Source organism: uncultured Paraglaciecola sp. (assembly GCF_943787955.1).
In the GTDB taxonomy this organism is placed as follows: domain Bacteria; phylum Pseudomonadota; class Gammaproteobacteria; order Enterobacterales; family Alteromonadaceae; genus Paraglaciecola.
The window spans coordinates 289031-302134 of record NZ_CALSOK010000013.1 but is presented as its reverse complement, the minus strand read 5'-3'; the positions used below and the strand labels follow the sequence as shown (position 1 = coordinate 302134).

Genomic DNA, 13104 nt, shown 5'->3' with positions numbered 1-13104 from the left:
AGAAAGGAAGGCATGCCATATGGCGTACCAAACAAATAAAGCACAGAAAGATCGTGGGATCTTTGACGATGCGATAGATTTCCGCCTGCTACTGGGTATCATACTGGAGGGACGATATATCATCGCGGCTTCTATTGCCGCGTTTATTACGGTGGGTGTCAGTTACGCTCTTCTTGCGACGCCGATATATCGCGCCAACAGTTACATTTTGGTAGAGGATGACGCCCTTGGCGTCCCAGGGCTCGACGACACCGCTGAAATAATCACTACTGATACCTCGGTTGCACAAGAGCTTTATCTTATAAAGTCCCGCACAGTTGTAGGCGCAGTAGTCGATGAGCTTGATCTCACTACACACGTTTCGCCTATTTATCTTCCGCTGATTGGAGCGCAGCTAGCGGGGCGTCACGCCAGCGCTGAACTTGCCGATGCCCCCTTTGGACTTCGCAACTATGCCTGGGGAGGTGAGAAACTTCACGTCTCTTCTCTACAGCTGCCTACTCGTCACCTTGGTCACTCCTTTGAGCTTCTTGCCCTCGGCGATCAGCAGTTTACTATGTCTTACGGCAATCAGGTTCTGTTAAAAGGCTCTGTAGGTGAGATGGCTCTGAGTCTCGATGGTGAGGTGGCGATCTTTATCGAAACCTTGATCGCGCGACCTGGTACCCGGTTCGAAGTCCGGAAAGCAGCCCGCTTCGAAACTATTATGGATCTGCAAGAATCTTTGCTGGTGTCTGAGAGAAGCAGGAATACAGGCATCATTGAGATCGCCCTTGAGGGCACCAACAAAGATTATATTTTAGAGGTCGTTGACTCAGTTGGAGTCCATTTTTACTCTCAGAACGTGAAGCGCCGAGCGACGGAGGCCGAGAGCAGTCTTAACTTCCTGGACAAGCAAATCTTAGGGGTCAAGACGGATCTTGCTAATTCAGAGGAGACCCTCAACGACTTCAAGAGTAAGCGTGGATCAGTTAATCTTCCCCTTGAGGCCGGAGCCGCTCTAGACGGCCTGGTCCAGATCGAGGCGGACATCAGCGCCATGTCGATAAGTGAAGCGGATATTTCGCGCCGTTATACAACCCAGCACCCCAGCTATATTTCATTTAAACGCCAGCAGGATAATTTGCAGCAGCAAAGGAGAGAGCTGCTAGACAAACTAGCTCAACTGCCCAATACCCAGAAGGAGATACTGCGTCTCACCCGTAACTTCGAGGCCAACCAATCGATTTTTATTTCGCTTGATAACCGTAGGCAGCAGCTGTCGATGCTGAAGGCTAGTAGAGTAGGTAATATTCGTTTATTGGATAGCGCCGTGGTTCTGCCGGATACGGTGGCACCCAACCGTCAGCTCATCGTGATGGTTAGTCTTCTGGTGGGGAGTTTATTTGGCCTAGTGGTTTTAGTCCTGCGATCTTTATTGAAACCAGGCATCATTGACCCGCATACATTCACCGAAATTGGCTTAACGGTCCATGCCACAATCCCCTTCTCTGATAATGAGCCGTCTAAGCATCCAACGAATGGGCCACTCAGGCCCATTAGCGGCAAAGAAAAGAAAGAGAAAAACTTGCCCAGCAGTTTTCTAGCGGATGACTACCCTGATGATTCGTCGGTTGAGGCGCTGAGGAACTTTCGAACCTGCCTACGTTTCTTGATGATGAATGCTAAAAACAACTTGGTGATGATCTCAAGTGGTAGCCCGGGTGTTGGCAAATCCTTTGTGACGGTCAACCTTGCTTCCGTCATCGCACAATCTGGGCAGCGTGTGCTGATTGTTGACGCTGATATGCGCAAGAGCTATTTACATCGCACATTCCATGTGAACCCAGAACATGGCTTGGCTGATGTCCTCGCTGGCACGTTGAGCGTCAGAGATGCCATCAAGGAGACGGCGTCGGATAACCTCCACTACCTGCCGAGAGGGAAGATCCCTAATAACCCTTCGGAACTTCTGATGGGCCCAATATTCAAAAAACTAGCCGAAAAATTAAGCGAGGCTTATGATTTGGTGTTCTTTGATACGCCACCCATTTTGGCGGTAACGGATGCCTCGATTATTGGCCCTCACTGCAGCACAAATATGGTGGTGGCTCGGTTTGGGACCTGCACGGCAGGTGAGATTGCCGCAGCACAAGACCGCTTTCATCATAACGGCGTTAATATTAAGGGGGTTATTTTTAATGCGGTTCAGAAAAGAGCCGGTGGTTACTATTATGGTGAGCCATCTTTCTAAAGCAGTAATCTGGGGGGATATAACAAAGCACCTACGGACGCGCTCGCTCACAGATCCAATAGCCAGCAGTTATTATCATCTGAAGCGATCGATGATTTACTGAGGGTCGAGTAAACGACTATGGGAAATAAAGGAGTCATCCGCCCCATCGATCACCAGTTAGGCATGCTACAGCGCGCGGTTGATGTGTTGCTGATTTTTCTTACGTTATTTGTAACTTTATCCATCTACCTTTCTTTAAGTGGCTGGAACGGCCAGTACACAATGACCGTATTAACCACCGTGACAATTTTTTATATCGCAGCCGAACATAACGGACTTTATCAGTCATACCGCTTCGAAAAGCTCACCGGGGAGTTGAAACCGCTTTTTATCGCTTGGTTGTCCGCGATCACTGGCCTGCTGTTTTTGGGCTACGCCCTTAAAGTCACCCACGAACTTTCTCGTGTTGTATTGGGTTGTTGGAGTATCTTCGCGCCTGCAACTCTATTCGCCTCGCGTGCTTTGTTTCAAGTAACATTAAGATATCTTCGTGGCAAAGGCTATAATAGCCGCTCGGTGGTGATTCTAGGAGTGAATGACAACGCGACTCATCTTGCCAAAAATATCCTCAGCCACCCAAAGCTTGGACTGGTTCTGAAGGGCTTTGTGTCGGATATTCATAGCGGCGATGTACTCACCCACAATAGCGAGACCCTGCGCGTTATTGGCGACTTGGATAACTTGTTAGCCATGGCACAAGCCGATGAGGTGGATGTGGTGTACATCGCCAGTAATGTCTGTGACCAGAATACTGTTGAAGAAACCATAGAAGCACTAGGTGACTCTACTGTTTCCATGTACTTAGTGCCTAACTTTTACACCGCGGACATTATGCAGGGCAACTGGGTAACGGTGGGGGATACTCCCACGGTAAGCATCATCGATACCCCCACGCTCGGCATCGATTCTTGGTTGAAGCGTGCCGAAGACATCGTTATCTCATTCGTCGGCTTGCTACTATTGGCGGTCCCTATGGCGATTATTGGTCTGGCTGTAAAGCTCAGCAGCCCCGGCCCTGCCTTATTTAAACAGAACCGTTACGGTATGAACGGCATGCCAATTAGTGTTTGGAAGTTTCGCAGTATGAACTTGGCTGAAAAAAAAGATGAGTTTTTGCAAGCCAAAAGAAACGATATAAGAGTAACAAAGCTCGGTAGCTTTTTGAGAAAGACCTCGCTTGACGAGCTACCGCAGTTGATTAATGTGCTGGTCGGAGATATGTCGATTGTGGGGCCCAGACCACACGCGATTGCACACAATGAAGAATTTCGTGGCAAAGTAAAAGGCTACATGCTCAGACATAAGGTCAAACCAGGTATAACTGGCCTTGCGCAGATCAATGGGTATCGAGGAGAGACCGACACGGATCATAAAATGGAGGCTCGGATTCGATATGATGTGAGATATATTAACAACTGGTCGCTTTGGCAAGATCTGGTGATTGTTGTGAAGACGCCTTGGGTGTTGTTTGCTTTCAGCGATAGGACTTATTAATTGCACACTTTGCAATGTGCAGACAGCGACCTTAAAGCAATGCGTATATTACTTTACTTTAACTTGCTAAAGATTTACCGCCAATTTCACCAGATGCGTTTGAATTCAAAAATTTTAATGAGATTTAACCAGAGATTCGTCAAATGATTACAGAGGCAATACATCGAGGCGACGCAGGGGCATCTATAGGCCCCAACGTCGCATTGTTAGAAGCGGGGATATTTATGCGAGCAATCAAAAACAGCTTCAGGTCATACGTATCATTCTTAAATGAGGCCGTTTGGTGGCTTTGCTGGAATGATCAACCAGCGCTAAGGCACCTCGAAAAACTCTCAGTGAACAGTGACTGTGGCCAATGTTTTTTAGGGGATACGAGACTATAATGAATTTATTAGGCTTATACCGTTTTTACAGACTACGCGTAGAGAAAACGTTAGGTCTTTATAAGCACTATCGATCATGCTTCGATAAGAATAAATGCGTTTTTATTCATATACCAAAGTGTGGCGGGATTTCGTTGGTGGAGGCCGTTTATGGGGATTCTCGTTCACAGCATTCAACATGGCGTGATTTTTTAATAGAGGACCCTATAAAATTTGATTCGTATTTTAAGTTCGCCTTTATCAGAGACCCTGTTAACAGGTGCTACTCTGCCTACACTTACTTGAAAAAAAGCGGACGAGGTCCTTTGGATCTTTACTGGAACGATCGTCACATAAAAAAATATTGTTCCTTTGATGATTTTGTTCTACGCGGACTTGAGGGCGCGATAGCAAATTCGGCTGAGCACTTTATTCCGCAGCATAAATTTATTTGTGACGATGCTGGAAAGGTGCTCGTGGATTTTGTTGGAAGAGTCGAGCGAATGCAAGAGGATTACCAGCATCTTGCAGATAGGCTTGGGATAACAGCAAAGCTAGAATTAAGGAACGCCACTGGAGAAGAGAGTGCCTATGTCCCTAGCGCAAAAGTGCGGTCAACAATAAGACGTTTGTACCATAAGGATTATGAAATCCTAGGATATGCGCATTGAATAGCCAGAGATCAATGACTTCCATGAATCCCTTAAATTCTGAGTGAAAGGCATGATAAAAGTTCCCAGTTTCTTAGTTGTCGGAGCGCCGAAAGCGGGCACAAGCTCGCTGTATCAGTACCTTCAAAAGCACCCAGACATCTATCTCCCGGACCAAAAGGAGCTGCATTACTGGAGTAGTGCGGCACTCGCTGAAAATACGTCAGGTCCCGGTGATCAATATTCTCTGCTGAATGTTGTGACGACCTGGCGGTATTATTGCCAACATTACAAGGCGGCCGCGTTGGAAAAGCAATTGGGCGATGTGTCGCCCTCATACTTGTATTTCTATAATAGAGTGATCCCTGAGCTAAAACGTCAGTTACCCGCCGTAAAAATTATTATCATGCTGCGAGATCCGATCGAGAGGGCTTATTCCAATTACCTCCATCAGCAGCGATTAACCTACGAGCCGCTGTCCTTTGCTGAGGCATTAGATTGCGAGTTAAAGAGGAGCAACGCAGGGTATTCAGATTTTTGGCGATACGCAGCCCATTCCCAATATTTCTTGCCGTGTGTCGCATATGTGAAGGCCTTTGGCATTGCTAATGTTCACTTTATTACTTTTGAAGAGCTGAAAGATAATCCTTCTGATGTAATGTCTAACGTGTTCTCGTTTTTAGATGTGGATGAAAATTTTCGTCCAGACAACCTAGATAAGATTTACAACTCTGGAGGGCGCTTTAAAGAGAGTCTTCTGATGCGGTTTTTGTTGAGGCCAAGCCGCTTTAAATCTTATTTTTATAATAGTCTGAATGAAGAATGGATTCAGGCTTACAGGTCCTTAAAGTTGAAGTGCACTTCTTCCCAAAAGTTGCCGATTCCCGAAATTCCCCGTGAAGTGAGAGCGCAGCTCACCGCCCTTTTCAGGGACGATGTAGAAGCTCTGTCGTCAAAATATGACGTTAACGTAAAACTTTGGTCTGGGTATGATGGCAAGTAAAAAAATAGATCTTTCAATCATTATTGTTAACTACAATGGGCTTCAATACCTAGACGACTGCGTGTCTTCGATTGAACTTAAATGCATTGGTTTGTCATATGAGGTCATATTCGTTGATAACAAATCAACCGATAGCAGTGTGGCTTTTATCTGTTCTCACTATTCCTGGGTAAAGGTCATAACGAGCGATACAAACCTTGGTTTCTCTAAAGGAAATAACTTAGGGGTGGCAAGTAGTAGCGGCGAAAACCTATTACTACTTAACAGCGACACTGTTTTATTAACGGAATTACGCGTGTTCATGGATATAATTAGGACAGAAGATATTGGGGTAGTTGGTGCCAAAATGTTTGGCACCAATAATGAGCCTAGACGATCGTTTGGTCGATTTCCAAGTGCGTTGATGATGCTCAAGTTGTCTCGAATGTATTTCGATACTCGTGGATCTGACAAAGGCATACTTGATGTCGACTGGGTTGAGGGCTCATTTTTATTGACTCGACGATCTGTTTGGGAGTTGGTTGGGGGCTTGGATCCCGAATATTTCATGTACGTTGAAGACGTTGATTATTGTAAGAAGGTTTCAATTCACGGCTACAGGCGGATTTGTAATCTCGACTCAGGCTATATTCATTATGGGGGTTACGGTGAGACTAGACAGGGATGGCTAAAAGACGGCTTTAGGATTTATGCCAACAACTTCTCTCGTGGTTACACGTTAACGATATTTAATTTTTTTATTACGGTTGGATTTGGGCTGCGCAATGCTAAACGCTATTTACGAAAGTTTACTTAGATCGACTGGCAAGTTCTACAAAGTAGACTCACGAATTCCATCGCGCTTGCTCTTAGGGACACTATTACAGCGCCTTATCATGGTCTCGCGGGGGCTCTTGAAAATTAACAGGAAAGTCTTCTTGGGGCGAGGCGTCAGCATTAAAAACAGATCGCAATTGCATATGGGGGCCGGGTGCACGATTGGCAATTACGCTTCAGTTGATTGTTATGGCGAAAACGGTGTCCGACTGGGTAATTCCGTGAATATCGGCGCAGGGACGATCATCAGTGTCACGAGCCATATGAGTAAATACGGCGTTGGCTTAGAGATTGGAGATAATACTGGCATTGGAGAGAACTCATATTTCGGCTGTACTGGCGGGGTTAAAATAGGTAGCGATGTAATAATGGGGCAGTACGTTAGTTTTCACTCGCAAAATCATAATTTTAGCCATCCAAATATGTTGATTCGTGATCAGGGTGTTACATCGCGAGGTATAGAGCTCGGAAGCAACATTTGGGTAGGTGCAAAGGCAACCTTTTTGGATGGCGCTAAGGTCGGCAGCGGCAGCATAGTTGCGGCTGGTGCGATGGTTAGCGGCGAATTCACAAGCGGGGTAATGATTGCTGGCGTACCAGCAAGAGTGATTGGCGCGGTAAACCCTCAAACTGATGTGCTATGACTTTATTTTCTTTTTATAAGCCACTGTTTTTTGGTTACTTGGTTACCCCGTTTATATTGTCTTCAGGACTTTATACCCTTGCTATGGCTCCCCTAGCTGCCATTACTGTGTGGCGAATCCCTTCTAAGAAACTGTTCGCTTTCATACTACCCTTATTATTAGTGTTTTTGATTTCCACCCACGGTCTATGGTCTAGTTTTACTTACTATGAAGTTTTTAAGGACTTTTGGTATTTGTTAAACCCCTTGCTGGCATTTTATGTCGGATGCTTTTTCTATTTAGCCTTGAGTCGCCAAGATTTCTACTACATTTTTTGCATCGCTGGAATTTTTCTTGCGCTTATGCATTTAGCGTATTTCGCCATTAATCCAGAGGTGTTGTCTCTTGGCGGGCGGGACATCAGAGACCTGGGAGTTAAAGGCAATCATATCGTTCCTTTTACAGTGGCTTTGCTGTTGTGGGGGGGCACAGGTAGATTATTTCACTTGCGGTTAGAGGCATTACTTTTTGCTGTTTTCTTATTGATTATCAGCGTGGCTCTCTCTTTCTCCAGAACGGGCTGGCTGATTTTAATTTTCTCTCTCTTTGTCTATTTTGAATTCTATAGAAAGCCGGCGTTAATTCTTTTTCTGGTGTTAATCGTTCTAATACTCAGTTTTTTGGTTGTGGGTGGCTATGAAACCAACAATCCCTTGCTGAATAAGTTTATGAATCCGACGTCAGAATTTATTCAGTTCGACAATTGGAATATATATGACATCAATAATAATTGGCGTGGTTACGAAAACTTTCTTACGCGTGAAGTTTTAGAAAACGCACCTTTTTTGACTCAGCTGTTTGGATTTGGCGCTGGCTATTCGCTCCCTTTGGATGTGACGATAAAGCTTGGTGGCGATGTCCATAGCGAAATTTTTATTTTGCACAGCGCCTATTCATACCTACTTTTAAAGACCGGCATTATTGGAGTTTTGTTGTATCTGTTTTTTTTACTACACCTTTTTTACATAGCAATCAGAGCACGAGATATGGAAGCTAGGTCTGTGCTCGTTATTGCCGGCATTATTTTTTTCACCAGCTTCGCTATTTCTGGGCTGTACAATAAAGTTCAAGCAATACCTTTCATGATCTTTCTGGGTTGTTCTATTAATATTTTTTGGGAAAGGAAGAGGTAAAGATTTGTCACAAGCGATCGTGTTCGTTCATCTTTTTAATGACTGTAGTGGGAGTCCTAAAGTACTTGCGCAAGTTGCCACTGCGTTGTCTGGCAAGGGCATTCGCACCGAGATGCTAACCAGTAGTTGGGGAGACGGGCCTCTGAGAGGAATTGCCGATACAGAGCGCACTGTTTTTTATAGGCGATCAGAAAACCGTTACATAACACTGTTTTTCGACATTCTGTCTCAACTGCACCTGTTTTTTGATTGTTTGAGGTATCTCAGGGTTGATGCCGTTTTCTATATCAACACGATGAGACCTACGGGAGCTATGTTAGCTGCGAAGTTGATGGGTAAGGTTGTGGTATGTCATATACATGAGACCTCGATAAAGCCGCTTTTGTTTAAGAAGCTTTTACGGTCAGTCGTCAGTCTTTGCGCATCTAAGGTGGTTTTTGTTTCAGATTATCTTCGCAAGGTTGAAGGTTTTGGGGTTGATGACGAGCGTGTTATCTACAATGCTATCGCAAAAAGCTTAAAGCCAAAGCGTGATAAGCAAAGCGCATTTGGTGTACTCATGGCATGTTCATTAAAAACATATAAGGGGATTTTTGAATTTCTTAATGTTGCGTCGGCTCTTCGCGAAGATCAATGTATTCAATTTACGCTGGTGCTTAATGCAGAGGCCGATGAGATCAACGAATTTTTTCAAGATGTAGAAGTGCTCGGAAATGTCCGCTTGTTGCCTAGGCAAACCGATATGAGCTCGTTTTATGCCGATGCAAGTCTTGTGTTGAATCTCTCAAAGCCCGATGAATGGGTTGAGACATTTGGGCTGACACTGCTGGAGGCCTTTTCATTCGGAGTACCGGTAATTGCGCCTGAGGTCGGCGGGCCAACTGAAGTGGTTAGAGAGGGTATGGATGGATATTTAATGGATTCATCCCGAGTAGCAGAAATCGCTGAAAAAATTCAGGAGGTCGCACATGATCGCAGCGAGTGGGAAAGACTTTCACTAAACGCTGCGAAACGTGCAGATGACTTTAAGTTGTCTGTTTTTGATCAAAGAGTGACAAGCCTTATGTCTGCTAAGTTGAGAGCGTTATGAGTAGGAGGCAGCTCGTTATTTTGGGTATTCGGGGTGTACCTGCTAGGCACGGGGGGTTCGAGACATTTGCTGAACGCCTTTGTTTATTTCTAGTTGATCAAGGTTGGGATTTGATCGTCTATTGTCAGGAAGGGGGTCAAGGTAAGCTACACGAGTCTACTTGGCGGGGGATAAAACGCGTTCATATTCCCATCAAAAATGAGAGCCCGCTTGGTACCATTTTGTTTGACCTGAGATCTGTATGGCATGCGAGAAAATATAAGTCCTTACATTTGACGCTAGGTTACAACACGGCATGTGTCAATATAGTACAGCGCATATATCGCATTAGAAATGTGATGAATATGGATGGTATCGAGTGGAAACGTCAGAAATGGGGACGTATTCTTAAAGCTTGGTTTTGGCTGAATGAGCGTTTAGGCTGTTGGTTCGCCAATCACTTAATCGCCGATCATCCACTAATAGAAGCACATCTGGCCACGCGTGTCTCACGAGATAAGATTACCATGATCCCCTACGGCGCAATAAGGGTAAGCGACGCTGATGAGTCTCTCATTGATCAATATGGCGTTGAAAAGAACAATTATTCAATAGTTATTGCTAGGCCCGAGCCAGAGAACTCAATTATTGAAATCGTCAAAGCTTTTTGTATGTGTCCTAGGAAGGGAAAGTTGCTTGTTCTAGGCAGTTTTTTCCCAGACTCCAATCACTACCACCGAGAAATCTTTGAAACGGCTAACGACAGTGTCATTTTTCCTGGCGCTATTTATGATGCGGATACCATTGCGGCATTAAGGTTTTATTCGCGTTTTTATATACATGGTCATCAAGTCGGCGGTACGAATCCTTCGTTGGTTGAGGCCTTAGGTGCAGGGTGTGCAATAATAGCTCACGATAACCCTTTTAATCGGTGGGTCGCTAATGAGAGTGCACTCTACTTTAGGGAGGTTGACCGTTTAAGCAATTTCTTCAGCGAACAATATATTGAGGATGATTATGTGGAGGAAAAGAAGTCCAAAGCGGTATTACAATTTCAAAAAGGCTTCGATTGGAATGATGTGCTCAGATCCTATGAGGCGATTTTGTCGATGCAGCAGAAAAGCGAGGCTAAGTGATTCCTTTGTTATATAAAAAAGGCATACGGTTGTGAGTCGAGATGACGAGACCAAAAGGTCTTCAGTCCGGTCGGCTTTTCTTTCCCCAAAAAAAACAAACCTAATGTCCCCGATGTTAGTTAAAATCGCTATTACTGGGTTGGCAAAGGGCGTTGCTGCGATAGTTGGTATTACGCTGACAGTTTCACTCTCTAGAGTGCTGGGTGCTTATGAGGCAGGCTTGTTTTTTCTGGGCCTGACTCTGCTAACGGGCCTTTCGATCGTCTTTCGATTGGGCTTGGATGATCTGGTTCTGCGCACTATGGGTGCAGAGTATGTCTCGGTTGCTTGCCAATCTAAATTAAATACGGGGCTGATTTGGATTGTTCTAGCCACAGTGCCCTTTTCTATAATTACGGTTCTCTTCGCAGACGCCATCTCGGTGGCGGTTTTCAAGAAGCCAGAATTCGCCGTGGTTTTGAAATACTGTATGTTGGCACTTCCGGCGACATCACTATTTATGTTGTTAGCGTCAGCTTTTCAGGGCGTACATCGTGTCGTCGCAGTAGTCGTGTTTCAGAACCTTGGGGTAAGCTTTATTTTCTTAACTCTTTTTGCCTTACTTTTTATCCTTAATCCTCATTCAGCGACGGTTGAAACGGCGGCCGCCATCTACTTTTTCTCTACAGTCTTGGTGTTGGGTTTTGGGCTTTGGTTATGGTTTCGACAACCCCAGGTGCAATTTATTTTCCCTGTAATTAAAAATCCTGAAATCTGGGAATCCAGTAGCAAAATGTGGTCGGCGAACGCTATGAGTGTCGCAGCTGCTTACGGAGGTATTTTAATTGCAGGGGCGTATGTGCAGTCTCAAGAGCTGGCTTATCTAGTTGCGGCACAACGTACAGCAAGTTTGATCGCTTTTGTTTTAGTGGTTGTGAATACGGTGATTGCGCCAAGTTATTCGCGTTTATGGAACGAGGGAGATTTACCGGCGATAAAGCGTTTAGCAAAAAAATCCACTCGAGCGATGCTGGTACTTTCGCTGCCTATAGTGATTGCCATGGTGCTATGTTCGGGCTTCATTATGAGTTTTTTTGGTGCGGGTTTTGAGAGTGGTGCTGAGCTGCTGGTGATTATTGCCGCGGGCCAGCTGATTAACATGGCGACGGGATCGGTAAGTTTTCTCTTAAATATGACGGGGCATGAGCGAGATATGCGTAACGTGACGATGCTCTCTGGCCCAGTAACAATTGTATGTGCGCTCTGGCTTACCGCTATGTGGGGTGTATTGGGTACAGCGTACGCGATCGCTTTGGGCCTAACTTTACATAATTTAGGCGCGCTATGGATTGTGAGGTGCCGATTGGGGTTTTTCCCTTTGGGTTAGTGTTTTTTTGTTTAGAAGAACGAAGTGTTAGTGCACCCAAAGAAGTAAAAGGTGTGTGCAAAGAGTTTGGCTTACCCGCAGGAATATTAAAAGGTTCGATTGCTAAAGCCAGTAAGAAAGCCAAATGATACAATATCGAGGCTGTAACAAATATTCTGTAACTTCTTATCATAAATTATTCTATTGAGGGTTAAATATAGGTAGATACAAATGAACAGAAAAGAACTTGTAGCTTTCGCTAAAGAAGCGGCCAAAGGCATTAAACCTCAGAAGACCTGAATAATTTCAGTCGAATGCTAAAGAAAATAACCGTTGAAGCTGCATTAAACACTGAGATGGATGAGCATTCAGGCTACGAGAAACATGCTAAGTCAGTAGTCAAAAATAGTCGTAATGGCATGACTTCTAAGCGTATAAAAACAGAAGATGGTGAGTTCGATCTCGACTCACTAAGTGATCTTGGTGGATCTTTTGAGCCCAAACTGGTCAAAAAATAAGTCTCTATTTACCTCCACGGATTTGAAAATTCTTTGGTTGTATGCTCCGGGCATGAGTACAACGGAAATGTTCAAGCCTTTGATGAATGTTACGGAGCAGACATCTCACCCACGCTTATATCGAGAGTGACTAGCGCCGTCATCGACAAAGTCGTTGAATGGCAATCACGACCGCTTGACACCATTTATCCCATTTAACCCATTATTTATCTAGATTGTTTTATTGTGAAAATTCGCCAAGACAAGCGGGTTATCAACAAATCCATCTTTTTAGCACTTTGTATTAATACCGAAGGCCAGAAGGAGCTAAGTTTTGGTTTAGTTTGCTGTCCGACCTGCTACATCGTGGTCTGGAAGATATACTTATAGCCGGTGTAGATGGCCTCAAAGGGTTTCTTGACGCGATTAATGCAGTTCTTCGACAAACCAATATTCAGATTTGTATCGTGCACATGGTGCGTAACTCACTTAAATATCTTTATTGGAAAGACTGTAAGGCTGGTACTACTGGTATAAAGAGTATGTAACGTTCAAGTATAGAGGAAGAAGCCTTGCTTGAACTAGAGCGCTTCAGAAACACTTGGGACGAGTAATACCTCCAAAGCAGTAAATCCCAGCAA

The 13104-nt window shown here is 44.7% G+C and carries 11 protein-coding genes and 1 pseudogene; all 12 read left to right on the top strand.

Annotated elements, in window-relative coordinates:
* Nucleotides 1-19 precede the first annotated feature (19 nt).
* The 12 genes and pseudogenes from Q0Y52_RS13375 (at nucleotide 20) to Q0Y52_RS13320 (ending at nucleotide 13011) form a co-directional block, all read left to right on the top strand.
* Entirely contained in the window at nucleotides 20-2233 is a 2214-nt protein-coding gene (locus tag Q0Y52_RS13375; RefSeq protein WP_297822345.1) for a polysaccharide biosynthesis tyrosine autokinase, read from the top strand.
* Nucleotides 2234-2353: 120 nt separating this feature from the next.
* The gene (locus Q0Y52_RS13370; RefSeq protein ID WP_297822343.1) at nucleotides 2354-3769 is read left to right on the top strand and encodes an undecaprenyl-phosphate glucose phosphotransferase; all 1416 of its coding nucleotides are present in this window, start codon (nucleotides 2354-2356) and stop codon (nucleotides 3767-3769) included.
* Nucleotides 3770-4151: 382 nt separating this feature from the next.
* Nucleotides 4152-4802 carry a sulfotransferase family 2 domain-containing protein gene (locus Q0Y52_RS13365; protein WP_297822341.1) on the top strand — a complete coding sequence of 217 codons (651 nt, stop codon included), beginning with the start codon at nucleotides 4152-4154 and terminating at the stop codon, nucleotides 4800-4802.
* Between the two features lie 52 nt (nucleotides 4803-4854).
* Nucleotides 4855-5784 carry a sulfotransferase gene (locus tag Q0Y52_RS13360; protein ID WP_297822339.1) on the top strand — a complete coding sequence of 310 codons (930 nt, stop codon included), beginning with the start codon at nucleotides 4855-4857 and terminating at the stop codon, nucleotides 5782-5784.
* Complete coding sequence (locus tag Q0Y52_RS13355; protein ID WP_297822335.1) at nucleotides 5771-6580, top strand: glycosyltransferase family 2 protein; 810 nt, start codon at nucleotides 5771-5773, stop codon at nucleotides 6578-6580. Before Q0Y52_RS13360 ends, Q0Y52_RS13355 begins: the two co-directional genes overlap by 14 nt.
* Nucleotides 6581-6743: 163 nt before the next feature.
* Entirely contained in the window at nucleotides 6744-7244 is a 501-nt protein-coding gene (locus Q0Y52_RS13350) for a hypothetical protein (RefSeq protein ID WP_297822333.1), read from the top strand.
* Complete coding sequence (locus Q0Y52_RS13345) at nucleotides 7241-8416, top strand: O-antigen ligase family protein (protein WP_297822331.1); 1176 nt, start codon at nucleotides 7241-7243, stop codon at nucleotides 8414-8416. The genes Q0Y52_RS13350 and Q0Y52_RS13345 overlap by 4 nt, the downstream gene beginning before the upstream one ends.
* A 4-nt stretch (nucleotides 8417-8420) precedes the next feature.
* Entirely contained in the window at nucleotides 8421-9506 is a 1086-nt protein-coding gene (locus Q0Y52_RS13340; RefSeq protein WP_297822329.1) for a glycosyltransferase family 4 protein, read from the top strand.
* A complete protein-coding gene (locus tag Q0Y52_RS13335) occupies nucleotides 9503-10621 on the top strand; it encodes a DUF1972 domain-containing protein (protein WP_297822327.1) in 1119 nt (372 codons plus the stop codon). Before Q0Y52_RS13340 ends, Q0Y52_RS13335 begins: the two co-directional genes overlap by 4 nt.
* Before the next feature lie 112 nt (nucleotides 10622-10733).
* Complete coding sequence (locus Q0Y52_RS13330) at nucleotides 10734-11987, top strand: MATE family efflux transporter (protein ID WP_297822325.1); 1254 nt, start codon at nucleotides 10734-10736, stop codon at nucleotides 11985-11987.
* Nucleotides 11957-12115 carry a hypothetical protein gene (locus Q0Y52_RS13325; protein ID WP_297822323.1) on the top strand — a complete coding sequence of 53 codons (159 nt, stop codon included), beginning with the start codon at nucleotides 11957-11959 and terminating at the stop codon, nucleotides 12113-12115. Before Q0Y52_RS13330 ends, Q0Y52_RS13325 begins: the two co-directional genes overlap by 31 nt.
* Nucleotides 12116-12280: 165 nt before the next feature.
* Nucleotides 12281-13011, top strand: a pseudogene (locus Q0Y52_RS13320) (transposase).
* The last annotated feature ends 93 nt before the right edge of the window (nucleotides 13012-13104 follow it).